Source organism: Pseudomonas sp. GW-45 (genome assembly GCF_056896675.1).
Genome location: NZ_CM167674.1, coordinates 3,237,245 through 3,262,750, shown reverse-complemented (window position 1 = coordinate 3,262,750; position 25,506 = coordinate 3,237,245). Strand labels below are relative to the sequence as shown.

Genomic DNA, 25,506 nt, shown 5'->3' with positions numbered 1-25,506 from the left:
TCGCAGCGGTATGATGTGCGGTTTCTCCATCTGGGTGCTGCCGACTCATGTTGCATGCGATTCTAGCTCTGCTGGCTGATGGCCAATTTCATTCGGGCGAAAAGCTCGGAGAGCAGCTTGGCGTCAGCCGCGCTGCGGTGTGGAAAGCGCTGCAGCCCTTAGAAGAGCAGGGCTTTCCAATCCATCGCGTACGCGGTAAAGGCTATCGTATTCCCTTAGGCGCAGTGCTGCTGGATAGTGCTGCGATCCAGGCCGCACTGCCGCCGCCTCTCGAGGCGCGTTGGGAGTGGCATCTTTATCAGCAAATCGACTCTACCAATGCCCAGGCGCAGCGGCTCATAGCCGGCGCGGACGTGCGGCCGCTGGTGGTTGTGGCCGAGCAGCAAACCGCCGGGCGCGGTCGGCGCGGCCGTCAGTGGAGTAGCCCCTTCGGTCAGAACCTTTATATGTCTTTTGTTGAGCCGGTCAGCGGGGGAGCCCAAGGCTTGGAAGGCTTGAGTCTGGTGGTTGGGTTGACACTGATTCAGGCGCTTGAAGCCTGTGGCTATCAAGGCTGCCGTCTCAAATGGCCGAATGACGTGCTACTCGATGGCGCGAAGTTGGCTGGGGTGCTGCTGGAAATATCCGGTGACTTGACTGCCGACGCGGTGGTGGTGATCGGAGTTGGGGTAAATGTATTAATGGAAGCAGACAGTAGCATCGACCAAGGCTGGACCTCGCTGCGTCGTTCAGGTCAGAAAGGTCTGCTCGACCGCAACCAGTTAATTGCTGTCTTCGCTTCTCGTTTGGCGGAGGCTCTGGTGCTATTTAAACAAGCTGGCTTCGAGGCTTTTCAGGCACAGTGGCAAAACTGCGATGCTTGGCTTAATGCGGATGTAAGGGTGATCTCCGGCAGTAACGTGCTGGTAGGGCGTAATCTGGGCGTCACTGCGCAGGGATCTCTTCGTCTGCTTACCGATGAGGGTGAGCTTGCTGTTAGTGGTGGCGAAGTCAGTTTGAGGTTGGGTCATGCTTCTTGAGTTAGATTGCGGTAATACACTGATCAAATGGCGCTTGCTGGACCGCGAGGGACGCGTACGTGATCGCGATATGGCCCCTGATTTGGTGGAGTTGCAATGTTTGCTGGGTGGGCAAGAGCGCGAGATTCATGGCTGCAGATTGGTCAGCGTACGCTCGCCGGATGAAACCCAGGTGGTCATGGATCAGCTTACCAGTTGGCTGAAGCTGCACCCTGTGCTGGCAAAGAGTCGCGCGGAGTTGTATGGCGTGCGCAATGGTTACGCTGACCATGGCAAGCTTGGCATGGATCGCTGGCTGGCCGTGGTTGCTGGTTACAATCATTGTAAGCGAGCCTGTGTGGTGATTGATCTTGGTACTGCTGTAACCGTGGATTTTGTCGATGCTTCGGGACAGCATATGGGCGGATACATTGCACCCGGCAGCAAGTTGTTGCGTGCAAGCTTGCAGCGCCATACTCGTCTTATCCGTTACGATGAATCGCTGCGCGGAGATCTATTGCAGCCTGTCCCGGGGGCGAGCACCGCTGAGGCTGTCGAATTCGGCTGTGACCTCATGTTGGTGGGTTTTGTCCGTGAGCAGTTGCGCGTAGCGCGTCAGGTGCTGGGTGAGGAAATGGTTGTAATACTGACTGGTGGAGATGCTGAGCGGATGGCTGCGGCACTACCGGAAACCTGTCATACGCTGAGTGATTTGGTCTTCGACGGTCTTGCTCTGGCTTGTCCAATGGAGATTGATTGATGCGCTCACTGTTCTTGTTTTTGCTGCTGCTCAATGTGCTGTATGCGCTATGGCAGTGGCAGATTGGTGGCTGGCACCTGCCCTTAATGAGTGAGACGCAGCAATCGGCGGCTGTCGATCTGCCGTCCGACAAGGGTGCTCCGTCGTCGAGCGCAGCGCTCGGCTCCTCTCCTCAAGTGCCCGCAAAGCCTATCCAGGCTGATCCCGCGTCTGCGTTGTGTGTGATGTTGGGTACGTTCGGTGCCCGCGCGGAAGCTGAGCAGTTGCAGCAGCGCCTGCGAGCACTTGATGTGGCCGCCGAGTTGATGACGCTTGAAGAAGTGGCGGCAACTGATTATTGGTTGGTGATGTCGGTGAGCGGCGGTAACCAGGGCGCACTGGCTAGGCTTTCCATGCTTCAAGAGCGAGGGATAGACAGTTTTGTTATTACCCGGGGCGCGCTGGCAGGACATCTTTCCCTCGGGGTCTTCAGCCAGCGGGACTATGCCGCAGCACGCAAGGCGCAGCTGGAGGCCGAGGGCTACGATGTTCGCGTTGAGGCGGTGGAAAAAACACGCGAGCAGTATCGTTTACAGGTCCCACCCTCTGGGCGTCGGCTGCTGGATCAGGCGATGTTATCGCGTTTGCGGACAGATTTTCCGGCCATGCAACATCAGTATCAAGCCTGTGCTGGCATTGCTAAAGGCGCCAACATCCCCTAGAATGGCGCCCGCTCTATGGTGTAGTTGTGCCGGCGAGCGCTTATGTTGGCTAAAAATAGCTTTCAAGTAAGTGTTTTTGCTAATAAAAGTGTTGACAGGGTGGTGCCAAGTGATGAAAATGGCGCCTCTTTTGCGGAGGGGTTCCCGAGCGGTCAAAGGGATCAGACTGTAAATCTGACGGCTTAGCCTTCGAAGGTTCGAATCCTTCTCCCTCCACCAGATTTCGCATAAGCCAGGCACTAGGCGGGTATAGTTCAACGGTAGAACTTCAGCCTTCCAAGCTGATAGTGCGGGTTCGATTCCCGCTACCCGCTCCAGCTCTGGCAATGCAAAGATGTAAAGGCTCATGTAGCTCAGTTGGTAGAGCACACCCTTGGTAAGGGTGAGGTCAGCGGTTCAACTCCGCTCATGAGCTCCAGTATCAAGGCAGATATGCGAATATCTGCCTTTTATTTAATGGTCGCGTGACACGCGCATGGCTCTCACGAATAGGGGATCTCTCGATGGCTAAAGAGAAGTTCGAACGTAAAAAACCGCATTTGAACGTAGGCACTATTGGTCACGTTGACCATGGTAAAACTACTCTGACAGCTGCGCTGACCCGTGTTTGTGCCGAAGCTTACGGCGGATCCGCTCGTGGCTTTGATCAGATCGATAACGCGCCGGAAGAGAAGGCTCGCGGTATCACCATCAACACGTCGCACGTAGAGTACGATTCTCCGACTCGTCACTATGCGCACGTTGACTGCCCAGGCCACGCTGACTATGTGAAAAACATGATCACCGGTGCTGCGCAGATGGATGGTGCTATCCTGGTTTGTTCCGCTGCTGACGGCCCTATGCCGCAGACGCGTGAGCACATCCTGCTGTCTCGCCAGGTTGGCGTTCCTTACATCGTTGTGTTCCTGAATAAAGCGGACATGGTTGATGATGAAGAGCTGCTAGAGCTGGTTGAGATGGAAGTGCGTGATCTGCTGAATGCATACGACTTCCCTGGCGACGACACACCGATCATTATCGGTTCTGCGTTGATGGCGCTGGAAGGCAAAGACGACAACGAAATTGGTACTACTGCTGTCAAGAAGCTGGTTGAGACTCTGGATGCTTATATTCCTGAGCCTGAGCGCGCTATCGACAAGCCGTTCCTGATGCCAATCGAAGATGTATTCTCCATCTCTGGTCGCGGTACTGTTGTGACTGGTCGTGTAGAGCGCGGTATCGTCAAGGTAGGCGAGGAAGTAGCAATCGTCGGTCTTAAAGACACCGTCAAGACCATCTGTACTGGTGTTGAGATGTTCCGCAAGCTGCTTGACGAAGGTCGTGCTGGCGAGAACGTTGGTGTTCTGCTGCGTGGTACCAAGCGTGAAGATGTAGAGCGTGGCCAGGTGTTGGCCAAGGTCGGCAGTATCACTCCGCACACTAAGTTCGAAGCTGAAGTGTATGTGTTGGGTAAAGATGAAGGCGGTCGTCACACTCCGTTCTTCAAGGGCTATCGTCCTCAGTTCTACTTCCGTACCACTGACGTTACCGGTTCCTGCGAATTGCCGGAAGGTATCGAAATGGTAATGCCTGGCGATAACGTCAAGCTAGACGTCACGTTGATTCATCCGATTGCGATGGAAGACGGTCTACGCTTTGCGATTCGTGAAGGTGGCCGCACCGTTGGTGCCGGCGTTGTTGCCAAGATTATTGCTTAATTTTGCATTGATCTTGAATTGTCGGGCCGGTATGATTGCCGGCTCGACTGCGATTACAGGCCAGTAGCTCAATTGGCAGAGCGGCGGTCTCCAAAACCGCAGGTTGGGGGTTCGATTCCCTCCTGGCCTGCCAGATTAATATCTGGCTTCCAAAACAGGATTTAAGATTCATGAGCACTAAGGCAGAGCTGCACGATAACCGCTTCGATATTGTTAAGTGGGTTGTTGTGGCTTTACTAGTCTTCGTTGGTGTATTCGGAGACTCCTACTTCTCTGCTGAGCCTGTTTTGTACCGCGCCGTTGCATTGGTTGTGCTGGGTCTAGTTGCGGGCTTCGTTGCTCTGCAGACCAGCAAAGGCAAGGCATTTTGGACGCTGTTGAAAGAAGCGCGTATTGAAATACGCAAAGTGGTATGGCCGACCCGGCCTGAAACCATTCAGACAACTATGATAGTTGTTGCGGTGGTTTTGGTTATGGCCCTTATTTTGTGGGGGCTTGATACGCTTCTGGGTTGGATTATTTCTCGGTTTATTGGTTAAGGGTGCTCCGTGTCTAAGCGATGGTACGTAGTGCATGCCTATTCGGGCTACGAAAAGCATGTTATGCGCTCTCTGCACGAGCGCGTCAAGCTGGCCGGAATGGAAGACCAATTCGGCGATATTTTGGTTCCCACCGAAGAAGTGGTGGAAATGCGCAATGGTCAGAAGCGCAAGAGTGAGCGTAAGTTCTTCCCTGGTTATGTCCTTGTTCAAATGGAAATGAACGAAGGTACATGGCACTTGGTGAAAGATACAACCCGCGTACTCGGCTTCATTGGCGGCACTGCCGACAAGCCAGCGCCCATTACCGACAAAGAAGCAGACGCTATTCTGCGTCGGGTAGCAGATGGTACTGATAAGCCCAAGCCTAAGACGCTCTTCGAGCCAGGTGAAGTTGTCCGGGTTACAGATGGTCCGTTTGCTGACTTTAATGGTGTTGTTGAAGAGGTTAATTACGAGAAGAGCCGGGTTCAGGTGGCTGTTCTCATTTTTGGACGCCCCACTCCGGTGGAGCTCGAGTTCGGTCAGGTCGAAAAAGGCTGAGTTCACTTAATCCCCTGAACCCTGCAATGCCTAGCGCAATGCGGGGTTTTGTTGTCAGTTGGGGAATGTTTCTAAACCGGGAAGCCGTAAGGCGCTATTACCCTTTGGAGAAAGACAATGGCGAAGAAGATTCAGGCTTATATCAAGCTGCAAGTCAAGGCCGCTCAGGCTAACCCAAGTCCGCCAGTAGGTCCGGCACTAGGTCAGCATGGCGTTAACATCATGGAGTTCTGTAAGGCGTTTAATGCCAAGACCCAAGGCCTTGAGCCAGGTCTGCCGACTCCCGTGATCATCACTGTTTACAGTGACCGCAGCTTTACTTTTGAAACCAAAAGTACACCCGCTGCAGTTCTGCTTAAGAAGGCCGCTGGCCTGAAAAGTGGTTCGGCGCGTCCTAATACCCAGAAAGTGGGTACTGTAACCCGCGCTCAGCTCGAAGAGATCGTTAATGCCAAAAAGGCTGATCTGACTGCTGCTGATATGGAAGCTGCTTTGCGCACCATCGCTGGTTCTGCTCGCAGCATGGGCCTTAACGTGGAGGGTGTGTAATGGCTAAGTTTTCTAAGCGCCAAAAGGCAATCAACGAAAAAGTTCAGGCCGGTAAGGTTTATGGCTTTGAAGATGCGGCTTCTGTTTTGGCCGAAGTATCTAGCGTCAAGTTCGTTGAATCTTTCGATGTTTCTGTAAACCTGGGTGTTGATCCGCGTAAGTCTGATCAAGTTGTGCGTGGCGCTACTTTGCTGCCGCACGGTACTGGTAAGACTGTCCGCGTTGCCGTGTTTACACAGGGCGCCAACGCTGAAGCCGCACTGGCTGCCGGCGCTGACAAGGTTGGTATGGATGATCTGGCTGCTGAAATGAAAGCCGGTAACCTGAATTATGACGTGGTTATTGCCTCTCCAGACGCTATGCGCGTTGTTGGTCAGTTGGGTCAGCTGCTAGGTCCGCGTGGCCTGATGCCTAACCCTAAGGTTGGCACAGTGTCTGCTGACGTGGGTACTGCTGTTAAGAACGCCAAGGCTGGTCAGGTTCGCTATCGCACCGACAAAAACGGCATCATCCATTGTTCCGTGGGTAAGGTTGGTTTTGATGCGGTTAAGCTGAAAGAGAACGTTGAAGCACTGTTGTCTGACCTGAAAAAGGCCAAGCCATCTACTTCCAAAGGCGTTTACCTGAAGCGTGTCACCCTGAGCACCACTATGGGCCCAGGCGTGCAGATCGATCAGGCTTCTCTGGACGCGTGATTTATTGGTTCTGCGCTTTAGCGCAGAGCCAACTTATTGGGGTCCCTGTGTATCGGGGACTGTCCAAGACCGTAGGCGGCGTAAGCCTTAAACAGGTAAGCCTACGCAGATGGTGAACCCGGTTCAGCGCAGGCTGGATCTGACACCAAAACACACTGCCCGTAAGGGTAGTCAATGGTAAATCCAGGAGTAAAACCCGTGGCAATTAAGCTCGAAGACAAAAAGGCCATCGTCGCTGAAGTCAACGAAGCTGCCAAAGGTGCGCTGTCTGCCGTTGTGGCTGATGCCCGCGGTGTAAGCGTTGCTGCTATGACTGGTCTCCGCAAAGATGCTCGCGAAGCTGGTGTGTACGTACGTGTTGTACGTAATACCCTGCTGCGTCGTGCAATTGAAGGTACTGATTACACGTGCCTGAATGAAACTTTTGTGGGTCCTACCCTGATTGCATTCTCCAACGAACATCCGGGCGCTGCTGCTCGCTTGTTCAAAGAGTTTGCCAAGGGCCAGGATAAGTTTGAGATCAAAGCAGCTGCGTTTGAAGGCAACTTCCTTGCAGCAAGTGAAATCGACAAACTGGCAACGTTGCCGACCTACGATGAGGCCATCAGCCAGCTGATGAGCGTTATGCAGGGCGTCACCAGCAAGTTCGTTCGTACTTTGGCCGCTGTCCGCGATCAGAAGGAAGCTGAGGCTGCCTAATAGGCGCTTTGCTTTCTTTACGCTTTTAATGTTTTGACGGCAATGACCGTCCCCCAATATAGGAAATTAGAGTCATGGCTCTGACCAACGAAGAAATCATCAACGCCGTATCCGAACTGTCTGTTATGCAGGTTGTAGAACTGATCTCCGCTATGGAAGAGAAGTTCGGCGTATCTGCTGCTGCTGCTGTTGCTGCTGGTCCGGCTGCTGGCCCGGCTGCTGCTGAAGAGCAGACCGAGTTTGACGTCGTTCTGCTTGAAACTGGCGAGAAGAAAGTTAACGTGATCAAAGCTGTTCGCGAACTGACAGGCCTGGGCCTGAAAGAAGCCAAAGCATTGGTTGACGGCGCTCCTGGCACTATCAAGGAAGGCGCTTCCAAGGACGAGGCAGAAGCTGCCAAGAAGACTCTGGAAGACGCTGGCGCCAAGGTCGAGCTTAAGTAAGCTCGCCCGACCTTGCGTCGACAGTCTGATTTTAACGGTCAGATTGATGGCTGGTGGCCCGTGTGCCACCGGCCTTTTTCCGTTGTATCCCGTCGTGCTGACGGGCAACGGAAGCACTCAAGCGAGTGGGCAAGACTTAGGGCTTGCACGCATTTTCAGGTTTTCCCGCTTAGCGGGGAAGCCAATCAAGCAGGTGACCAAGCTGGGGAACGCTGATGGCTTACTCATATACTGAGAAAAAACGTATCCGCAAGGACTTTGGCAAACTGCCGCATGTGATGGATGTGCCCTATTTGCTGGCTATTCAGCTGGATTCCTATCGGGAATTCCTGCAAGCCGAGTCAAAGAAAGGGCAGGTTCGTGATATCGGTCTGCACGCGGCCTTCAAATCTGTTTTCCCCATTATCAGCTATTCGGGTAATGCGGCGCTGGAATATGTCGGTTACCGCCTTGGCGATCCGGCGTTCGACGTCAAGGAATGTGTTTTGCGCGGGGTTACCTATGCGGTGCCGCTGCGCGTAAAAGTGCGCCTGATTATTTTTGATCGCGAGTCCTCCAATAAAGCGATTAAAGACATCAAGGAGCAGGAAGTCTATATGGGGGAAATTCCCCTGATGACCGAGAACGGTACCTTTGTAATCAATGGTACTGAGCGCGTTATCGTTTCCCAGTTGCACCGTAGTCCGGGCGTGTTCTTTGACCACGACCGTGGTAAGACCCATAGCTCCGGCAAGCTCTTGTACTCCGCCCGCGTGATTCCTTACCGCGGTTCTTGGTTGGACTTCGAGTTTGATCCTAAAGACTGTGTTTTCGTCCGTATCGACCGTCGTCGTAAGTTGCCGGCGAGTGTGTTGTTGCGTGCTCTGGGTTATCAGACCGAAGAAATTCTCGACATCTTCTACGACACCAACGTGTTCGAAGTTCAGGGTGAGAATTTGATGCTCGAGCTGGTGCCGCAGCGCCTGCGTGGTGAGATTGCCACGTTCGACATCAACGACGCGAAGGGCAAGGTCATTGTTGAGAAAGGTCGTCGTGTTACAGCGCGCCATATCACTCAACTTGAGAAGTCCGGTATCACTAAGCTGGAAGTGCCGTTCGATTACATTATCGGGCGCACTATTGCCAAGCCGATCGTACACCCGGCTACTGGTGAGATTCTGGTTGAGTGCAACGTTGAGGTCACGGCTGATCTGGTATTGAAGCTCGCCAAGGCGCAGATTACGCGTCTGGAAACGCTTTACACCAATGACATCGACTGTGGTCCGTTCGTGTCCGATACTCTGCGTATCGACGGCACTACGACTCAGCTGGAAGCACTGGTTGAAATTTACCGTATGATGCGTCCTGGCGAGCCGCCAACTAAAGACGCAGCGGAAACTCTGTTTGGTAATCTGTTCTTCAGTACTGATCGTTATGACCTCTCTGCGGTCGGTCGTATGAAGTTCAACCGTCGTATCGGTCGTGATGAGATCGAAGGCGCGGGCGTACTGAGCAAAGAAGATATTATTGAGGTGCTCAAAACCTTGGTTGATATCCGCAACGGCAAAGGCGTCGTGGATGATATCGATCACCTGGGTAACCGTCGTATTCGTTCTGTCGGCGAGATGGCCGAAAACCAGTTCCGTGTGGGTCTGGTTCGTGTGGAGCGGGCTGTTAAAGAGCGTCTTTCCATGGCGGAAAGCGAAGGCTTGATGCCACAGGATTTGATCAACGCTAAGCCAGTTGCGGCTGCGGTGAAAGAATTCTTCGGTTCCAGTCAGCTATCCCAGTTCATGGACCAGAACAATCCATTGTCTGAGATCACCCACAAGCGTCGCGTTTCCGCGCTTGGGCCGGGCGGTCTGACACGTGAGCGTGCCGGCTTCGAAGTACGTGACGTACACCCGACCCATTATGGCCGTGTATGTCCAATCGAAACGCCAGAAGGTCCGAACATTGGTCTGATCAACTCGTTGGCGACCTACGCGCGTACTAACCAGTACGGCTTCCTCGAGAGTCCTTACCGTCGCGTCAAGGATGCGCTGGTTACTGACGAGATCGTGTTTTTGTCAGCGATCGAAGAGGCAGATCACGTCATCGCCCAGGCTAGCGCCAAGGTCGAAGACGGTCATCTGACTGACGACTTGGTAGCTGTGCGTCACATGAACGAATTTACCGTCAAGGCTCCTAATGAAGTGACCCTGATGGACGTGTCGCCGCGCCAGGTTGTATCTGTTGCTGCGTCGCTGATTCCGTTCCTGGAGCACGATGACGCCAACCGCGCACTGATGGGCTCGAACATGCAGCGTCAGGCAGTACCGACCTTGCGCGCTCAGAAGCCGCTGGTGGGTACCGGTATGGAGCGCAACGTAGCACGCGACTCCGGCGTTTGTGTTACTGCGCGTCGTGGCGGTGTGATCGACTCGGTTGATGCTAGTCGGGTTGTCGTTCGCGTCAATGACGACGAAGTTGAAAGCGGTGAGGCAGGCGTCGATATCTACACCCTGACCAAGTACACCCGTTCTAACCAGAACACCTGCATCAACCAGCGTCCGCTGGTGAAGAAAGGTGACACTGTGGCAAGCAAGGATATCCTGGCTGACGGTTCTTCCGTTGACATGGGTGAGCTAGCTTTGGGCCAGAACATGCGCGTGGCCTTTATGCCTTGGAACGGCTACAACTTCGAAGACTCGATTCTGGTCTCCGAGCGAGTGGTGCAGGAAGATCGATTTACTACCATCCACATTCAAGAGCTGACCTGCGTGTCGCGCGACACCAAGTTGGGGCCAGAGGAAATTACCTCTGACATACCCAACGTTGGCGAAGCCGCGTTAGGCAAGTTGGATGAGGCGGGTATTGTTTACGTTGGTGCCGAAGTGGGCCCTGGCGATATTCTGGTCGGTAAGGTAACGCCTAAAGGCGAAACCCAGCTGACGCCGGAAGAGAAGCTCTTGCGAGCCATCTTCGGTGAAAAGGCGTCCGACGTTAAGGACACCTCCCTGCGCGTGCCGACTGGCACCAAGGGTACCGTCATCGATGTACAAGTCTTCATCCGTGACGGCGTTGAGCGTGATACTCGCGCTCTGGCGATCGAGAAAGAACAGCTCGCTGAGATTCGTAAGGATCTTCAGGAGGAGTTCCGCATCGTTGAAACCGCGACCTTTGAGCGCCTGGTATCAGCTTTGGATGGTAAGACCGTCGAAGGCGGCTCCGGCCTGAAGAAGGGCACGGCGCTGAATGCCGAGATCCTCAGCGGTATCGAGCGTGGTCAGTGGTTCAAGTTGCGTATGACTGAAGATGCTCTCAATGAGCAGCTGGAGCGCGCGCAGGCTTATTTGGTTGATCGTCGCAAACTGCTTGATGAGAAGTTTGAAGACAAGAAGCGCAAGCTTCAGCAAGGCGATGATTTGGCGCCAGGCGTACTTAAGATCGTTAAGGTTTACTTGGCAATCAAGCGTCGCATTCAGCCAGGCGACAAGATGGCCGGCCGTCACGGTAACAAGGGTGTTATCTCCGTGATCATGCCGATCGAGGACATGCCGCACGATGAGAACGGCACGCCCGTCGATATCGTCTTGAACCCGCTGGGCGTTCCATCGCGTATGAACGTCGGTCAGATCCTTGAAACCCACCTGGGCTTAGCGGCTAAAGGGTTGGGCGAGAAGATCAACCGCATGCTGGAAGAGCATCGCAAGATCGCGGACCTGCGCAAGTTCCTTGATGAGGTCTACAACCAGGTAGGCGGTCGCCAGGAAAACCTGGATAGCCTGAGTGATCAGGAGATCATCGAGCTGGCTAACAACCTGCGTGAAGGCGTACCTATGGCCACCGCGGTATTTGACGGCGCGGCGGAAAGCGAGATCAAGCACATGCTGCGTCTTGCCGATCTGCCAGACACTGGTCAGATGAGGTTGTGGGACGGTCGTACCGGTAATTGCTTCGATCGCCCGGTGACCGTTGGTTATATGTACATGCTCAAGCTGAACCACTTGGTTGACGACAAGATGCATGCGCGTTCAACCGGTTCGTACAGCCTGGTTACCCAGCAGCCGTTGGGTGGTAAGGCACAGTTCGGTGGTCAGCGTTTCGGTGAGATGGAGGTTTGGGCCCTGGAAGCTTACGGTGCCGCCTACACCTTGCAGGAGATGTTGACTGTTAAATCGGACGACGTGAACGGCCGTACCAAGATGTATAAAAACATCGTGGATGGCGACCATCGCATGGAGCCCGGCATGCCGGAGTCCTTCAACGTGTTGGTCAAGGAAATCCGTTCGCTCGGTATCGATATCGAACTGGAATCTGATTAACCACCAACTGCCCACGTCTCGGGCGGCGCAAAGTCGCCGCCCTTGAGACACTGCGAGGAGTATAGGCCTTGAAAGACTTATTGAACCTGCTCAAGTCCCAGGGACAGATTGAAGAGTTCGATTCCATTCGAATCGGCTTGGCGTCTCCGGAGATGATCCGGTCCTGGTCCTATGGCGAAGTTAAAAAGCCGGAAACCATTAACTACCGCACCTTTAAACCGGAGCGTGATGGTCTGTTCTGCGCCAAGATTTTTGGCCCGGTCAAAGATTACGAATGCCTGTGCGGTAAGTACAAGCGCCTCAAGCACCGTGGTGTGATCTGCGAAAAGTGCGGTGTTGAAGTCGCGCTGGCCAAGGTTCGCCGCGAGCGCATGGGCCACATTGAGCTGGCTTCGCCAGTTGCTCACATCTGGTTCCTGAAGTCGCTGCCGTCACGTATCGGCTTGCTGCTGGACATGACCCTGCGTGATATCGAACGCGTTCTCTATTTTGAGAGCTACGTCGTTATCGAGCCGGGCATGACCACTCTTGAGAAAGGTCAGCTGCTGAACGACGAGCAGTATTTCGAAGCGCTGGAAGAGTTTGGTGATGATTTCGACGCCCGCATGGGTGCCGAGGCTGTATACGAACTGCTGACGGCGATGGACCTGACTCACGAGATCGGCAAATTGCGCGAAGAGATTCCGCAGACCACCTCGGAAACCAAGATCAAGAAGCTGTCCAAGCGCCTGAAGCTGATGGAGGCTTTCGATGGCTCCGGCAACAAGCCAGAGTGGATGGTTATGACCGTCCTGCCAGTTTTGCCGCCGGATTTGCGTCCGCTGGTACCTCTGGATGGTGGCCGCTTCGCGACCTCAGATCTTAACGATCTATACCGTCGTGTAATCAACCGTAACAACCGTTTGAAGCGTCTGCTCGACTTGTCAGCACCCGATATCATCGTGCGTAACGAGAAGCGCATGCTGCAGGAATCGGTTGATGCGTTGCTGGATAACGGTCGTCGCGGCCGTGCCATCACCGGCACCAACAAGCGTCCGCTGAAATCGCTTGCTGACATGATTAAAGGTAAGCAGGGTCGTTTCCGTCAGAACCTGCTGGGTAAGCGCGTTGACTACTCCGGTCGTTCCGTGATCGTGGTAGGCCCGACCCTGCGTCTGCATCAGTGCGGTCTGCCAAAGAAGATGGCGCTTGAGCTATTCAAGCCGTTCATTTTTGGCAAGCTGGAGCATCGAGGTCTGGCAACGACTATTAAAGCCGCCAAGAAAATGGTCGAGCGCGAGCTGCCGGAAGTGTGGGACATCCTTGCTGAGGTTATCCGCGAGCACCCCGTACTGCTGAACCGCGCACCGACACTTCACCGTCTGGGTATCCAGGCGTTTGAGCCGGTTCTGATTGAAGGTAAGGCGATTCAGTTGCACCCGCTGGTTTGTGCTGCCTATAACGCCGACTTTGACGGCGACCAAATGGCCGTACACGTTCCGCTGACCCTTGAGGCCCAGCTGGAAGCTCGCGCACTGATGATGTCGACCAACAACATCCTGTCGCCCGCATCCGGTGAACCTATCATCGTACCTTCGCAGGACGTGGTATTGGGTCTGTATTACATGACTCGTACGCGTATCAATGCGCAGGGCGAAGGCATGCGTTTTGCCAACGTCAATGAAGTTGAAATGGCGTATCGCAGTGGCCAGGTTGAGCTGCACGCGTTGGTTAAGGTGCGTATCACCGAAACCGTTAAGCACAAAGACGAAAGCTGGACCACCGAGACGCGTATCGTTGATACCACTGTTGGTCGTGCACTGCTGTTCCAGATCCTGCCGAAGGGCTTGCCCTACGAGATGGTCGACCAGCCGCTGAAGAAGAAGGCGATTTCCAAGCTGATCAACCAGTGCTATCGCGTGGTCGGCCTGAAAGAGACCGTCATCTTCGCTGACCAGCTGATGTATACCGGTTTTGCTTACTCGACTATTTCCGGTACATCCATTGGTGTAAACGACTTCGTCATTCCAGACGAGAAGGCGCGCATCATTGATGAGGCGACCGACGAAGTTAAGGAAATTGAAGATCAGTATGCTTCCGGTCTGGTTACCCAGGGCGAGAAGTACAACAAGGTTATCGATTTGTGGTCCAAGGCCAACGATGAGATTTCCAAGGCGATGATGGACAACCTGAAGTCGACTCGCGTGCTTGACCGCGACGGCAAGGAAGTTGATCAAGAGTCCTTCAATTCCATGTATATGATGGCCGACTCCGGTGCTCGTGGTTCCGCTGCGCAGATTCGTCAGCTGGCCGGTATGCGTGGTCTGATGGCCAAGCCAGACGGCTCGATCATTGAAACGCCGATCACTGCGAACTTCCGTGAAGGTCTGAACGTACTGCAGTACTTCATCTCCACCCACGGTGCTCGTAAGGGTCTGGCAGATACGGCATTGAAGACAGCTAACTCCGGTTACCTGACTCGTCGTTTGGTTGACGTTGCTCAGGATCTGGTAATTACCCAGCCTGATTGCGGCACCGACAATGGCCTGCTGATGTCGCCGCACATTGAAGGTGGCGATATTGTTGAGCCGCTGGGTGAGCGCGTTCTGGGTCGTGTGATTGCTCGTGATGTCGTCAAGCCCGGCAGCGAAGAAACTATCGTGCCCGCTGGTACCCTGATCGACGAGCAGTGGGTTGAGTTCCTCGAGAAGAACAGCGTTGACGAAGTTATCGTGCGCTCGCCGATCACGTGTGACACCCACTACGGTGTGTGTGCCACTTGTTACGGTCGTGACCTGGCGCGTGGCCACCTGATCAATATCGGTGAGGCTGTGGGTGTTATCGCTGCCCAGTCGATTGGTGAGCCCGGTACTCAGCTGACCATGCGTACCTTCCACATTGGTGGTGCGGCCAGCCGGACCTCTGCTGCGGACAGCGTCCAGGTTAAAAACGGCGGTACCATCCGCCTGCATAACTTGAAGCACGTAGAGCGCGCAGACGGCGCACTGGTAGCGGTTTCCCGTTCCGGTGAGCTGGCAGTTGCCGACGAGTTTGGTCGTGAGCGTGAGCGTTACAAGCTGCCCTATGGTGCGGTTATTTCGATCAAGGAAGGTGACAAGGTTGAGGCCGGTCGTGTGGTTGCCAAGTGGGATCCGCACACTCACCCCATCGTTACCGAGATTTCCGGTACCGTGGCCTTCTTCGGTATGGATGAAGGTATCACCATCAAGCGTCAGGCCGACGAATTGACCGGTTTGACCAACATCGAAGTACTGGATGCGAAAGACCGTCCGGCTTCAGGCAAGGATATTCGTCCGGCCGTTAAGCTGGTTGACGAAAATGGCAAAGAGCTGTTGCTGCCGGGCACCGATGTGCCTGCCCAGTACTTCCTGCCTGCTAACGCATTGGTCAACCTGTCTGATGGCGCCAAGGTTAACGTGGGTGACGTTGTTGCACGTATCCCGCAGGAAACCTCGAAAACTCGTGACATCACGGGTGGTCTGCCACGTGTTGCCGACTTGTTTGAAGCACGTCGTCCGAAAGAGCCGTCCATTTTGGCGGAAATCAGCGGCACGATCTCCTTCGGTAAGGAAACCAAGGGTAAGCGTCGTTTGGTTATTACCCCGACTGACGGCAGCGAGCAGTATGAAGAGCTGATTCCGAAGTGGCGCCACCTGAACGTGTTCGAAGGTGAACAGGTTACCAAGGGTGAGGTTATCTCCGACGGCCCAAGCAACCCGCACGATATTTTGCGTCTGCTGGGTGTTAGTGCGCTGGCCAAGTACATCGTCAACGAGATTCAGGACGTTTACCGCCTGCAGGGCGTGAAGATTAACGACAAGCACATCGAAACGACACTTCGTCAGATGTTGCGTAAAGTCGAGATTAGTGACACGGGTGATTCTAACTTCATCAAGGGCGATCAGGTCGAGTTGACCCACGTGCTTGATCAGAATGCAGAATTGGCTGGGCAGGACAAGTTCCCTGCTAAGTACGAACGTGTATTGCTGGGTATCACCAAGGCATCGCTGTCGACCGAGTCCTTCATCTCTGCGGCTTCTTTCCAGGAAACCACGCGAGTACTGACCGAGGCTGCCGTTACCGGCAAGCGCGATCATTTGCGCGGTTTGAAAGAGAACGTTGTTGTGGGTCGCTTGATTCCTGCTGGTACCGGTTTGGCTTACCACGCAGAGCGCAAGCGCAAGAAGATGGCAGACAAGCCGGTCAAGGTCAGCGCAAGCGACGTTGAGCAGGCGCTGTCTGACGCGCTCAACTCGAGCGGAAACTGATAGGTCGCCCAGTCCTCTTTGGGCTGGGCGCCTTGACGATTGGGGGCGGGGTCTATAGAATTCCGTACCCCTAAAATTGGTGGGGCGATGCCTCGCCATTTTTTATTATCTATGTCTTAAGACATTAGTGGAGTTTTGCTAGATGGCAACAATCAACCAGCTGGTTCGTAAGCCGCGTAAGCGTGTCGCTGAGAAGAGCGACGTGCCGGCGCTGCAGAACTGCCCGCAGCGTCGTGGTGTTTGCACTCGTGTGTATACCACTACGCCAAAGAAGCCGAACTCGGCTTTGCGTAAAGTCTGCCGTGTTCGTTTGACCAACGGCTACGAAGTTTCATCCTATATCGGTGGTGAAGGTCACAACCTGCAAGAGCACAGCGTCGTTTTGATTCGCGGCGGCCGTGTAAAAGACTTGCCAGGTGTGCGTTACCACACTGTTCGCGGTTCTCTGGATACCTCTGGTGTCAAAGACCGTCGTCAGGGTCGTTCTAAGTATGGCGCCAAGCGTCCTAAGTAATACTTACATTCATTTTATTTGTGTCGATAAGAGTAAGGTCGGGCGTAACTAATTGGTTGCAGTCCTGGGCTAACCTGAAGACCGTTTGAGGGCTTATCATGCCAAGACGTCGCGTAGCAGCAAAACGTGAGATTCTGCCAGAACCTAAGTACGGCAGTCAGATCCTTGCGAAATTTATGAACCACGTAATGGAAAGTGGCAAAAAATCCACCGCAGAGCGCATCGTGTATGGCGCACTGGATAAGGTGAAAGAGCGCACCAAGACTGAAGAGCCGGTCGAGCTGTTCGAAAAAGCTTTGGATGCGATCGCGCCGCTGGTCGAAGTTAAGTCTCGCCGCGTAGGTGGTGCCACCTATCAGGTTCCGGTTGAAGTGCGTCCCTCCCGCCGCAATGCTCTGGCAATGCGCTGGTTGGTAGATGCTGCCCGTAAGCGTGGCGAGAAGTCTATGGCTCTGCGCTTGGCTGGCGAGCTGGTTGATGCTTCCGAAGGCAAGGGTGCGGCTGTGAAGAAGCGTGAAGACGTGCATCGCATGGCTGAAGCCAACAAGGCGTTCTCTCACTACCGTTTCTAAACGGCTTAGGAGATTATTGTGGCTCGTACAACTCCGATTAATCTGTACCGGAATATTGGTATCTGCGCGCACGTCGATGCGGGCAAGACCACTACTACCGAGCGGATTTTGTTTTATACCGGTGTGAACCACAAGATGGGTGAAGTCCATGATGGCGCTGCCACCATGGACTGGATGGCCCAAGAGCAGGAGCGGGGGATTACCATTACCTCCGCTGCTACCACGGCCTTCTGGGAAGGCTCTGAGAAGCAATACCCGCGCCATCGTGTGAACATTATCGACACTCCGGGTCACGTCGACTTTACTATTGAGGTTGAGCGCTCACTGCGTGTCCTCGACGGTGCGGTCGTGGTGTTCTGTGGGACGTCGGGCGTTGAGCCGCAATCTGAAACCGTATGGCGTCAAGCCAATAAATACGGCGTGCCACGGCTGGTTTATGTCAATAAGATGGACCGGCAAGGCGCGGACTTCTTGCGCGTAGTCGAGCAGATCAAGCGGCGCCTGGGTCACACCCCGGTGCCGATCCAGCTGGCTATTGGCGCTGAAGAAGATTTCGTCGGCCAGGTTGATCTTCTGCGTATGAAAGCTATCTACTGGAATGAAGATGACAGTGGCATGGCGTTCCGCGAAGAAGACATTCCTGCGGACATGCTAGACATGGCTGTTAGATACCGCGAGCAGATGGTCGAAGCTGCAGCGGAAGCCAATGACGAGCTGATGAATAAGTACTTGGAAGGCGGTGAGCTGACCAATGATGAAATTAAGGCTGGTTTGCGGCAGCGCACACTGGCTTCTGAAATTGTTCCAGCGGTCTGTGGTAGCTCATTCAAGAATAAGGGCGTGCCTTTAGTTCTGGATGCGGTCATCGACTATCTTCCTGCGCCTGATCAGGTGGTCGCCATTAAGGGTGTTCACCCGGATGACGAAGAAAAAGTAGATGAGCGTCATGCTGATGACTCTGAGCCTTTCTCTGCTTTGGCATTCAAGATTGCAACTGATCCCTTTGTTGGCACTTTAACCTTTGTGCGCGTCTATTCGGGTGTTCTCACCTCGGGTGATGCTGTGCTTAACTCGGTTAAAGGCAAGAAAGAGCGGGTTGGTCGCATGGTGCAAATGCATGCCAATGCGCGTGAAGAGATCAAAGAGGTTCGCGCTGGCGACATCGCGGCGTTGATTGGTATGAAGGATGTCACCACCGGTGACACCCTTTGTTCGCAAGACAAGCCAATCATCCTTGAGCGCATGGAGTTCCCCGAGCCCGTTATCTCGGTAGCGGTCGAGCCGAGGACTCAGGCTGATCAAGAGAAGATGGGTGTTGCTCTCGGTAAGCTTGCGCAGGAAGATCCGTCTTTCCGCGTGCGCACCGACGAAGAGTCTGGTCAGACCATTATTTCTGGTATGGGCGAGCTGCATCTGGATATTTTGGTCGACCGCATGAAACGCGAGTTTGGTGTTGAGGCGAATATCGGCAAGCCCCAGGTCGCTTATCGCGAAGCTATTCGTAATAAGTGTTCGATTGAGGGCAAGTTCGTTCGCCAGTCAGGTGGTCGTGGTCAGTATGGTCACGTCTGGATTCGCTTCGAGCCTTGTGATGAGTCCGAAGAGAAGCTGGTGTTTGTAAATGAGGTGGTCGGTGGTGCTGTTCCGCGTGAATACATTCCGGCTATACAGAAAGGTATCGAGGAGCAGATGCAGAACGGCGTCCTCGCCGGGTATCCGCTGCTTGGCCTAAAGGCAACCGTTTTTGACGGTTCCTATCATGATGTCGACTCGAACGAGATGGCTTTCAAGATCGCTGCTTCGATGGCCGCCAGGCAGTTGGCTCAGAAGGGCGGTGCTGTGTTGCTTGAGCCGATGATGAATGTCGAAGTAGTCACTCCTGAAGATTATATGGGTGACGTAATGGGCGACTTGAACCGTCGTCGCGGTCTGGTACAGGGTATGGAAGATTCCCCATCCGGTAAAGTGATTCGCGCTGAGGTTCCGCTTGGTGAGATGTTTGGTTACGCCACGGATGTGCGCTCGATGTCCCAAGGGCGAGCGAGCTACTCTATGGAGTTTTCGAAATACGCCGAGGCACCCAAAAACATCGCCGAAGCAATCATCAAGAAGCAAGGCTAACTTGAACCTAGGCTAATTAAAGAGGTTATCAACCGTGGCAAAAGAAAAATTTGAACGTAAAAAACCGCACCTGAACGTAGGCACCATTGGTCACGTTGACCATGGTAAAACTACTCTGACAGCTGCGCTGACCCGTGTTTGTGCCGAAGCTTACGGCGGATCCGCTCGTGGCTTTGATCAGATCGATAACGCGCCGGAAGAGAAGGCTCGCGGTATCACCATCAACACGTCGCACGTAGAGTACGATTCTCCGACTCGTCACTATGCGCACGTTGACTGCCCAGGCCACGCTGACTATGTGAAAAACATGATCACCGGTGCTGCGCAGATGGATGGTGCTATCCTGGTTTGTTCCGCTGCTGACGGCCCTATGCCGCAGACGCGTGAGCACATCCTGCTGTCTCGCCAGGTTGGCGTTCCTTACATCGTTGTGTTCCTGAATAAAGCGGACATGGTTGATGATGAAGAGCTGCTAGAGCTGGTTGAGATGGAAGTGCGTGATCTGCTGAATGCATACGACTTCCCTGGCGACGACACACCGATCATTATCGGTTCTGCGTTGATGGCGCTGGAAGGCAAAGACGACAACGAAATTGGTACTACTGCTGTCAAGAAGCTGGTTGAGACTCTGGATGCTTATATTCCTGAGCCTGAGCGCGCTATCGACAAGCCGTTCCTGATGCCAATCGAAGATGTATTCTCCATCTCTGGTCGCGGTACTGTTGTGACTGGTCGTGTAGAGCGCGGTATCGTCAAGGTAGGCGAGGAAGTAGCAATCGTCGGTCTTAAAGACACCGTCAAGACCATCTGTACTGGTGTTGAGATGTTCCGCAAGCTGCTTGACGAAGGTCGTGCTGGCGAGAACGTTGGTGTTCTGCTGCGTGGTACCAAGCGTGAAGATGTAGAGCGTGGCCAGGTGTTGGCCAAGGTCGGCAGTATCACTCCGCACACTAAGTTCGAAGCTGAAGTGTATGTGTTGGGTAAAGATGAAGGCGGTCGTCACACTCCGTTCTTCAAGGGCTATCGTCCTCAGTTCTACTTCCGTACCACTGACGTTACCGGTTCCTGCGAATTGCCGGAAGGTATCGAAATGGTAATGCCTGGCGATAACGTCAAGCTAGACGTCACGTTGATTCATCCGATTGCGATGGAAGACGGTCTGCGCTTTGCGATTCGTGAAGGTGGCCGCACCGTTGGTGCCGGCGTGGTAGCCAAAATCATCGAATGATGATTTGACGCCATAAACAAAAGCCCTCGTTTAACGGGGGCTTTTGTATTTTGGTTGACACTGGGAAAGTGCATCAGTAGAATTGCGCCTCCCTTGGATGGGCTCACCCGGTTTTCGGGAGATGCTCTGAAAATCGTAGCTTGGAGTTTCTGGTCAAATGCAGAACCAACAGATCCGTATTCGGTTGAAGGCTTTTGACCATCGCCTGATTGATCAATCTACCCAGGAAATCGTGGATACCGCGAAACGTACTGGGGCTCAGGTGCGTGGTCCGATCCCTTTGCCGACGCGCAAAGAGCGTTTTACAGTACTGGTTTCTCCGCACGTCAACAAAGACGCGCGCGATCAGTACGAAATCCGTACCCATAAACGGGTATTGGATATAGTTCAGCCCACCGACAAGACTGTCGATGCGTTGATGAAGCTGGACTTGGCAGCAGGTGTCGAAGTTCAGATTAGCCTCGGCTGATAGCCCCACTAGACGGGGGCTATAGGTCGTGTAACGCCCTGTGTTGGGCGGCCATAGCGGGTGATAGCCCCGTGCACTCATGAGGTTTACAAGATGACTATTGGTTTAGTCGGCCGGAAATGCGGGATGACCCGCGTTTTCACTGAAGATGGTGTATCTATACCGGTTACGGTTGTAGAAGTTGAACCGAACCGTGTAACACAGGTTAAATCCCTGGCTACTGATGGCTATCAAGCCATTCAGGTAACCGTGGGCGAGCGTCGTGCTAGTCGCGTCAGCAAGCCTATGGCAGGGCACTTTGCCAAAGCTAATACTGCAGCAGGTCGCCAGGTTTGCGAGTTCCGCCTGGATGATAGTTCGCAGTACGAAGCTGGCGCAGAGTTAACCGTTAGCATTTTTGAAGCGGGTCAGAAGGTTGATGTTACTGGACAGTCCAAAGGTAAGGGCTTCGCCGGTACTATCAAGCGCTGGAACTTCCGTGGTCAAGATGCTACCCACGGTAACTCGCTCTCCCACCGCGTACCCGGTTCCATTGGTCAGTGTCAGACCCCTGGTCGTGTATTCAAGGGCAAGAAGATGTCTGGTCACATGGGTGCCGAACAGGTAACCGTGCAGACTCTTGAGGTTGTTCGTGTTGATGCCGAACGTAACCTGCTGCTCATCAAGGGCGCGGTACCTGGCGCGACCGGTAGCGACGTAATCGTTCGCCCGGCCGCCAAGGCCAAGGGTTAAGGGGGAGTTACCATGGATTTGAATGTAGCTGGCGCAAGCGCGATCGAAGTTTCCGATCTGACTTTTGCGACCGAGTTTAACGAAACCCTCGTACATCAAGCCGTTGTTGCGTATATGGCTGGTGCACGTCAGGGTACTAAGCAGCAGAAGAATCGTTCTGATGTTTCCGGTGGCGGTAAGAAGCCATGGCGTCAGAAAGGTACGGGTCGTGCCCGTGCTGGTACTATCCGCAGCCCGATCTGGCGCTCAGGTGGTACTACTTTCGCTGCACGCCCACAGGATCACGAGCAGAAGCTCAACCGCAAGATGTACCGCGGTGCAATGCGCTCCATTCTGTCCGAGCTGATTCGCTTGGATCGTATGATGGTCGTTGAAAGCTTCTCCGTCGATACACCTAAAACCAAGGCTCTGGCCGGCAAGTTGAAAGATCTCGATCTGCAGAATGTGCTGATTGTGACTGACGATATTGACGAGAATCTGTACTTGGCAGCACGCAATCTGCCACACGTCGACGTACGTGATGTACAGGGTTCCGACCCAGTTAGCCTGATCGCTTACGACAAGATACTGATTACCGTATCTGCTGTTAAGAAGTTCGAGGAGATGCTGGGATGAACCAAGAGCGCATTTTCAAAGTACTGCTTGGCCCGCATGTATCCGAGAAGGCTACTGTGTTGGCTGACGGCAAGAACCAGTTCGTGTTCAAAGTAGATACTACTGCGACCAAGCTGGAAATCAAAAAAGCCGTTGAGCAACTGTTCAGTGTCAAGGTCAAAGCAGTTTCGACCCTGAACGTTAAAGGCAAGACCAAGCGAACCGTTCGCGGCCTGGGCAAGCGTAATGACTGGAAAAAGGCTTATGTTAGCCTGCTGCCCGGTCAAGACATCGACTTCGCCAGCGCTGAATAAGAGAGGGATACATCATGGCACTTGTAAAATGTAAACCTACTTCCGCTGGCCGCCGCTTCGTTGTCAAAGTCGTCAACTCTGACCTGCACAAGGGCGCTCCTTATGCCCCGCTGGTAGAGAAGCAAGGCAAGTCTGGTGGTCGTAATAATAATGGTCGCATTACCACGCGTCATCGTGGGGGCGGTCATAAGCAGCACTATCGTTTGGTTGATTTTCGTCGTAACAAAGATGGCATTCCTGCCACCGTTGAACGCGTCGAATATGATCCGAACCGTACCGCTCATATTGCTCTGTTGAAGTACGCCGACGGTGAGCGTCGCTACATTATCGCCCCCAAGGGTGTGCGTGCTGGCGATCAGCTGGTCTCAGGTGCGGAAGCGCCTATCAAGCCCGGCAACTCACTGCCACTGCGCAACATTCCAGTGGGTAGTACCATTCACGCGCTAGAGCTGAAGCCCGGTAAAGGTGCTCAGGTTGCTCGCAGTGCTGGTGCCGCCGTTCAGCTGGTTGCCCGTGAAGGCGCCTATGTAACTGTTCGTCTTCGCTCCGGTGAGATGCGCAAGGTTCTCGGCGAGTGCCGTGCCACCCTGGGCGAAGTGTCCAACGGTGAACACAGTTTGCGCTCTCTGGGCAAGGCTGGTGCCAAGCGCTGGCGCGGTGTTCGTCCGACCGTTCGTGGTGTTGCCATGAACCCGGTTGATCACCCGCATGGTGGTGGTGAAGGTCGTACTTCTGGTGGTCGTCATCCCGTATCGCCGTGGGGCTTCCCCACCAAGGGTGCCAAGACTCGTTCCAACAAGCGTACCGACAAGATGATTCTCCGTCGTCGCAGCAAGTAATAGAGAGGGGATACGACAGTGCCGCGTTCTCTGAAGAAAGGACCTTTTATCGATCTTCACCTGTTAAAGAAGATCGAAGTTGCAGTAGAAAAGAACGAGCGTAAGCCAATCAAAACTTGGTCTCGCCGTTCGATGGTTCTGCCGCAGATGGTTGGTTTGACCATCGCAGTTCATAACGGTCGCCAGCATGTTCCGGTTATTATTTCCGAAGACATGGTCGGCCACAAGTTAGGCGAATTCTCTGCTACTCGGACCTATCGTGGTCACGTAGCAGACAAGAAAGCCAAGCGCTAAGGGGTTAGAAGATGGAAGTAGCCGCTACTCATAAGGGCGCCCGACTCTCTGCCCAGAAGGCACGCTTGGTCGCCGACCAAATCCGCGGTAAGAAAGTGGATGAGGCTCTGAACCTGCTGTCTTTCAGCAACAAGAAGGCCGCTGAAATCATCAAGAAAGTGCTCGAATCGGCAATTGCCAATGCTGAGCACAACGATGGCGCGGACGTGGATGACCTTAAGGTCTCCACCGTGTTTGTTAACGAGGGTCGCTCTCTGAAGCGCATCATGCCACGTGCCAAAGGCCGTGCTGATCGCATCATCAAGCGGTCTTGTCATATCACGGTCAAGGTTGCTGACAAGTAGGAGTCGATCATGGGTCAGAAAGTACATCCGATTGGCATACGCCTCGGAATCGTCAAAGAGCACACTTCGGTGTGGTACGCAGAGGGTCGCAACTATGCTGACTATCTGTTCAATGATCTGAAAGTACGCGAGTACATTCAGAAGAAATTGAAAAGCGCTTCGGTCAGCCGCGTTGAAATTCAGCGTCCGGCTCAGACTGCCCGTATTACTATTCACACTGCCCGTCCAGGCATCGTGATTGGTAAGAAAGGTGAAGACGTCGAAAAACTGCGTCAAGAACTGACCAGTCAAATGGGCGTGCCCGTGCACATCAACATCGAAGAGATCCGTAAGCCGGAACTCGATGGTGCTCTGGTAGCACAGAGCGTTGCTCAGCAGCTCGAGCGTCGTGTGATGTTCCGTCGTGCTATGAAGCGCGCCGTACAGAACGCCATGCGTATTGGTGCCAAGGGTATCAAGATCCAGGTTAGCGGCCGTCTTGGCGGCGCCGAGATCGCCCGTACCGAATGGTATCGTGAAGGTCGTGTGCCGTTGCACACCCTGCGCGCTGACATTGATTACGCTACGGCTGAAGCCCACACCACATATGGTGTGATCGGTGTGAAGGTTTGGATCTTCAAAGGTGAGATCATTGGTGGTCTCCAGGAAGAAACCAAAGCCGTCGCGACCAAGAAAAAAGCTGCTAAGTAAGGGGTACGCACATGTTACAACCAAAGCGTACGAAGTTCCGCAAGCAGATGACCGGCCACAACCGTGGCTTGGCGCATCGTGGTAGCAAGGTGAGCTTCGGTGAGTTCGGTCTGAAAGCCGTGGGTCGGGGTCGTCTGACTGCGCGTCAGATCGAAGCGGCTCGTCGCGCCCTGACTCGTCACGTTAAGCGTGGCGGTAAAATCTGGATTCGGGTTTTCCCCGATAAGCCTATCTCCAAAAAGCCTCTCGAGGTGCGGATGGGTAAGGGTAAGGGTAACGTCGAGTATTGGGTTGCCCAGATTCGCCCTGGCAAGATCCTTTACGAGATTGAAGGTGTTTCCGAAGAGCTGGCTCGCGAGGCATTTGCCCTTGCCGCTGCCAAGCTGCCTCTCGCTACCACCTTTGTTAAGCGGACGGTGATGTAATGAAAGCGACAGAACTTCGTGAAAAATCTGCTGAGCAGCTGAATGAACAGATGCTCACTCTGCTACGCGATCAGTTCAACCTGCGCATGCAGAAGGCAACTGGTCAGCTTGGTCAGACCCATCTGCTGAAGCAGACCAAGCGCGACATCGCTCGCGTCAAGACTGTGCTCAATCAGAAGGGTGGTAACTGAT

General features: G+C 53.9%; 26 protein-coding genes and 4 tRNA genes. All 30 read left to right on the top strand.

Translation table 11 applies throughout. From position 1 onward, the window contains the following. Window positions 1–50 precede the first annotated feature (50 nt). The 30 genes from birA to rpmC all read left to right on the top strand — a co-directional run bounded on the left by birA (window position 51) and on the right by rpmC (window position 25,505). Window positions 51–1,019, top strand: coding sequence for a bifunctional biotin--[acetyl-CoA-carboxylase] ligase/biotin operon repressor BirA (gene birA / locus AC1XYH_RS15315; protein WP_483326397.1), 969 nt, complete (start codon window positions 51–53; stop codon window positions 1,017–1,019). After that, complete coding sequence (locus tag AC1XYH_RS15310; protein WP_483323983.1) at window positions 1,009–1,758, top strand: type III pantothenate kinase; 750 nt, start codon at window positions 1,009–1,011, stop codon at window positions 1,756–1,758. The genes birA and AC1XYH_RS15310 overlap by 11 nt, the downstream gene beginning before the upstream one ends. Beyond that, window positions 1,758–2,459: an SPOR domain-containing protein gene (locus AC1XYH_RS15305; protein ID WP_483323982.1), complete on the top strand. Its 702-nt coding sequence runs from the start codon at window positions 1,758–1,760 to the stop codon at window positions 2,457–2,459. The genes AC1XYH_RS15310 and AC1XYH_RS15305 overlap by 1 nt, the downstream gene beginning before the upstream one ends. A 134-nt stretch (window positions 2,460–2,593) precedes the next feature. Next, window positions 2,594–2,678, top strand: a tRNA-Tyr gene (locus AC1XYH_RS15300). Between the two features lie 24 nt (window positions 2,679–2,702). Further along, window positions 2,703–2,776 (top strand) — tRNA-Gly (locus AC1XYH_RS15295). Between the two features lie 25 nt (window positions 2,777–2,801). Then, a tRNA-Thr gene (locus AC1XYH_RS15290) sits at window positions 2,802–2,877 on the top strand. A gap of 85 nt (window positions 2,878–2,962) precedes the next feature. Beyond that, entirely contained in the window at window positions 2,963–4,156 is a 1,194-nt protein-coding gene (gene tuf, locus AC1XYH_RS15285) for an elongation factor Tu (protein WP_483323981.1), read from the top strand. A gap of 57 nt (window positions 4,157–4,213) precedes the next feature. Further along, window positions 4,214–4,289: transfer RNA gene (locus tag AC1XYH_RS15280), tRNA-Trp, on the top strand. A gap of 37 nt (window positions 4,290–4,326) precedes the next feature. Further along, window positions 4,327–4,695 carry a preprotein translocase subunit SecE gene (gene secE, locus AC1XYH_RS15275; RefSeq protein ID WP_483323980.1) on the top strand — a complete coding sequence of 123 codons (369 nt, stop codon included), beginning with the start codon at window positions 4,327–4,329 and terminating at the stop codon, window positions 4,693–4,695. A gap of 9 nt (window positions 4,696–4,704) precedes the next feature. After that, the gene (gene nusG, locus AC1XYH_RS15270) at window positions 4,705–5,238 is read left to right on the top strand and encodes a transcription termination/antitermination protein NusG (RefSeq protein ID WP_483323979.1); all 534 of its coding nucleotides are present in this window, start codon (window positions 4,705–4,707) and stop codon (window positions 5,236–5,238) included. 117 nt (window positions 5,239–5,355) lie between these two features. Continuing rightward, window positions 5,356–5,787: a 50S ribosomal protein L11 gene (gene rplK, locus AC1XYH_RS15265; RefSeq protein WP_483323978.1), complete on the top strand. Its 432-nt coding sequence runs from the start codon at window positions 5,356–5,358 to the stop codon at window positions 5,785–5,787. Continuing rightward, complete coding sequence (rplA, locus tag AC1XYH_RS15260; protein ID WP_483323977.1) at window positions 5,787–6,482, top strand: 50S ribosomal protein L1; 696 nt, start codon at window positions 5,787–5,789, stop codon at window positions 6,480–6,482. Before rplK ends, rplA begins: the two co-directional genes overlap by 1 nt. Window positions 6,483–6,680: 198 nt before the next feature. Further along, window positions 6,681–7,181, top strand: a complete 501-nt coding sequence (rplJ, locus tag AC1XYH_RS15255) for a 50S ribosomal protein L10 (RefSeq protein WP_483323976.1) — start codon at window positions 6,681–6,683, stop codon at window positions 7,179–7,181. 74 nt (window positions 7,182–7,255) lie between these two features. Then, window positions 7,256–7,624 (top strand): 50S ribosomal protein L7/L12, encoded by a 369-nt coding sequence (gene rplL / locus AC1XYH_RS15250; protein WP_483323975.1) that lies wholly within the window; start codon window positions 7,256–7,258, stop codon window positions 7,622–7,624. Between the two features lie 215 nt (window positions 7,625–7,839). After that, window positions 7,840–11,910 (top strand): DNA-directed RNA polymerase subunit beta, encoded by a 4,071-nt coding sequence (rpoB, locus tag AC1XYH_RS15245; protein WP_483323974.1) that lies wholly within the window; start codon window positions 7,840–7,842, stop codon window positions 11,908–11,910. A 68-nt stretch (window positions 11,911–11,978) separates the two neighbouring features. After that, entirely contained in the window at window positions 11,979–16,178 is a 4,200-nt protein-coding gene (gene rpoC, locus AC1XYH_RS15240; RefSeq protein ID WP_483323973.1) for a DNA-directed RNA polymerase subunit beta', read from the top strand. Between the two features lie 142 nt (window positions 16,179–16,320). Next, on the top strand, window positions 16,321–16,692 hold the full coding sequence (gene rpsL / locus AC1XYH_RS15235) for a 30S ribosomal protein S12 (RefSeq protein WP_022964798.1): 372 nt from the start codon (window positions 16,321–16,323) through the stop codon (window positions 16,690–16,692). 98 nt (window positions 16,693–16,790) lie between these two features. Beyond that, the gene (rpsG, locus tag AC1XYH_RS15230; protein WP_092287466.1) at window positions 16,791–17,264 is read left to right on the top strand and encodes a 30S ribosomal protein S7; all 474 of its coding nucleotides are present in this window, start codon (window positions 16,791–16,793) and stop codon (window positions 17,262–17,264) included. An 18-nt stretch (window positions 17,265–17,282) separates the two neighbouring features. After that, on the top strand, window positions 17,283–19,385 hold the full coding sequence (gene fusA, locus AC1XYH_RS15225; protein ID WP_483323972.1) for an elongation factor G: 2,103 nt from the start codon (window positions 17,283–17,285) through the stop codon (window positions 19,383–19,385). 34 nt (window positions 19,386–19,419) lie between these two features. Beyond that, a complete protein-coding gene (gene tuf, locus AC1XYH_RS15220) occupies window positions 19,420–20,613 on the top strand; it encodes an elongation factor Tu (protein WP_483323971.1) in 1,194 nt (397 codons plus the stop codon). Window positions 20,614–20,770: 157 nt separating this feature from the next. Then, window positions 20,771–21,082: a 30S ribosomal protein S10 gene (rpsJ, locus tag AC1XYH_RS15215; protein WP_028614853.1), complete on the top strand. Its 312-nt coding sequence runs from the start codon at window positions 20,771–20,773 to the stop codon at window positions 21,080–21,082. A 93-nt stretch (window positions 21,083–21,175) separates the two neighbouring features. Beyond that, window positions 21,176–21,814, top strand: a complete 639-nt coding sequence (rplC, locus tag AC1XYH_RS15210; protein ID WP_335607794.1) for a 50S ribosomal protein L3 — start codon at window positions 21,176–21,178, stop codon at window positions 21,812–21,814. 12 nt (window positions 21,815–21,826) lie between these two features. Then, on the top strand, window positions 21,827–22,429 hold the full coding sequence (rplD, locus tag AC1XYH_RS15205) for a 50S ribosomal protein L4 (RefSeq protein ID WP_335607793.1): 603 nt from the start codon (window positions 21,827–21,829) through the stop codon (window positions 22,427–22,429). Beyond that, on the top strand, window positions 22,426–22,722 hold the full coding sequence (rplW, locus tag AC1XYH_RS15200) for a 50S ribosomal protein L23 (RefSeq protein ID WP_483323970.1): 297 nt from the start codon (window positions 22,426–22,428) through the stop codon (window positions 22,720–22,722). Before rplD ends, rplW begins: the two co-directional genes overlap by 4 nt. Window positions 22,723–22,736: 14 nt before the next feature. Further along, complete coding sequence (rplB, locus tag AC1XYH_RS15195; RefSeq protein WP_483323969.1) at window positions 22,737–23,561, top strand: 50S ribosomal protein L2; 825 nt, start codon at window positions 22,737–22,739, stop codon at window positions 23,559–23,561. An 18-nt stretch (window positions 23,562–23,579) separates the two neighbouring features. Further along, entirely contained in the window at window positions 23,580–23,855 is a 276-nt protein-coding gene (rpsS, locus tag AC1XYH_RS15190; RefSeq protein ID WP_092287472.1) for a 30S ribosomal protein S19, read from the top strand. Window positions 23,856–23,866: 11 nt separating this feature from the next. Then, window positions 23,867–24,199 carry a 50S ribosomal protein L22 gene (gene rplV, locus AC1XYH_RS15185; RefSeq protein ID WP_483323968.1) on the top strand — a complete coding sequence of 111 codons (333 nt, stop codon included), beginning with the start codon at window positions 23,867–23,869 and terminating at the stop codon, window positions 24,197–24,199. 9 nt (window positions 24,200–24,208) lie between these two features. Further along, complete coding sequence (gene rpsC, locus AC1XYH_RS15180) at window positions 24,209–24,889, top strand: 30S ribosomal protein S3 (RefSeq protein ID WP_483323967.1); 681 nt, start codon at window positions 24,209–24,211, stop codon at window positions 24,887–24,889. Window positions 24,890–24,900: 11 nt separating this feature from the next. Beyond that, window positions 24,901–25,314 carry a 50S ribosomal protein L16 gene (gene rplP, locus AC1XYH_RS15175; RefSeq protein WP_483323966.1) on the top strand — a complete coding sequence of 138 codons (414 nt, stop codon included), beginning with the start codon at window positions 24,901–24,903 and terminating at the stop codon, window positions 25,312–25,314. Continuing rightward, a complete protein-coding gene (rpmC, locus tag AC1XYH_RS15170; RefSeq protein ID WP_483323965.1) occupies window positions 25,314–25,505 on the top strand; it encodes a 50S ribosomal protein L29 in 192 nt (63 codons plus the stop codon). The genes rplP and rpmC overlap by 1 nt, the downstream gene beginning before the upstream one ends. The last annotated feature ends 1 nt before the right edge of the window (window position 25,506 follow it).

What these genes read in the sequence shown, in the direction of transcription:
- rplA (WP_483323977.1), top strand. Translation starts at nt 5,787, where the DNA reads ATGGCTAAGTTTTCTAAGCGCCAAAAGGCAATCAACGAAAAAGTTCAG.
- rplD (WP_335607793.1), top strand. Translation starts at nt 21,827, where the DNA reads ATGGATTTGAATGTAGCTGGCGCAAGCGCGATCGAAGTTTCCGATCTG.
- rplV (WP_483323968.1), top strand. Translation starts at nt 23,867, where the DNA reads ATGGAAGTAGCCGCTACTCATAAGGGCGCCCGACTCTCTGCCCAGAAG.
- secE (WP_483323980.1), top strand. Translation starts at nt 4,327, where the DNA reads ATGAGCACTAAGGCAGAGCTGCACGATAACCGCTTCGATATTGTTAAG.
- rpsG (WP_092287466.1), top strand. Translation starts at nt 16,791, where the DNA reads ATGCCAAGACGTCGCGTAGCAGCAAAACGTGAGATTCTGCCAGAACCT.
- rplP (WP_483323966.1), top strand. Translation starts at nt 24,901, where the DNA reads ATGTTACAACCAAAGCGTACGAAGTTCCGCAAGCAGATGACCGGCCAC.
- rplK (WP_483323978.1), top strand. Translation starts at nt 5,356, where the DNA reads ATGGCGAAGAAGATTCAGGCTTATATCAAGCTGCAAGTCAAGGCCGCT.
- rplC (WP_335607794.1), top strand. Translation starts at nt 21,176, where the DNA reads ATGACTATTGGTTTAGTCGGCCGGAAATGCGGGATGACCCGCGTTTTC.
- rpsJ (WP_028614853.1), top strand. Translation starts at nt 20,771, where the DNA reads ATGCAGAACCAACAGATCCGTATTCGGTTGAAGGCTTTTGACCATCGC.
- rplL (WP_483323975.1), top strand. Translation starts at nt 7,256, where the DNA reads ATGGCTCTGACCAACGAAGAAATCATCAACGCCGTATCCGAACTGTCT.
- rpsL (WP_022964798.1), top strand. Translation starts at nt 16,321, where the DNA reads ATGGCAACAATCAACCAGCTGGTTCGTAAGCCGCGTAAGCGTGTCGCT.
- rpmC (WP_483323965.1), top strand. Translation starts at nt 25,314, where the DNA reads ATGAAAGCGACAGAACTTCGTGAAAAATCTGCTGAGCAGCTGAATGAA.
- rpoB (WP_483323974.1), top strand. Translation starts at nt 7,840, where the DNA reads ATGGCTTACTCATATACTGAGAAAAAACGTATCCGCAAGGACTTTGGC.
- tuf (WP_483323981.1), top strand. Translation starts at nt 2,963, where the DNA reads ATGGCTAAAGAGAAGTTCGAACGTAAAAAACCGCATTTGAACGTAGGC.
- rplB (WP_483323969.1), top strand. Translation starts at nt 22,737, where the DNA reads ATGGCACTTGTAAAATGTAAACCTACTTCCGCTGGCCGCCGCTTCGTT.
- AC1XYH_RS15310 (WP_483323983.1), top strand. Translation starts at nt 1,009, where the DNA reads ATGCTTCTTGAGTTAGATTGCGGTAATACACTGATCAAATGGCGCTTG.
- rplW (WP_483323970.1), top strand. Translation starts at nt 22,426, where the DNA reads ATGAACCAAGAGCGCATTTTCAAAGTACTGCTTGGCCCGCATGTATCC.
- AC1XYH_RS15305 (WP_483323982.1), top strand. Translation starts at nt 1,758, where the DNA reads ATGCGCTCACTGTTCTTGTTTTTGCTGCTGCTCAATGTGCTGTATGCG.
- rpsC (WP_483323967.1), top strand. Translation starts at nt 24,209, where the DNA reads ATGGGTCAGAAAGTACATCCGATTGGCATACGCCTCGGAATCGTCAAA.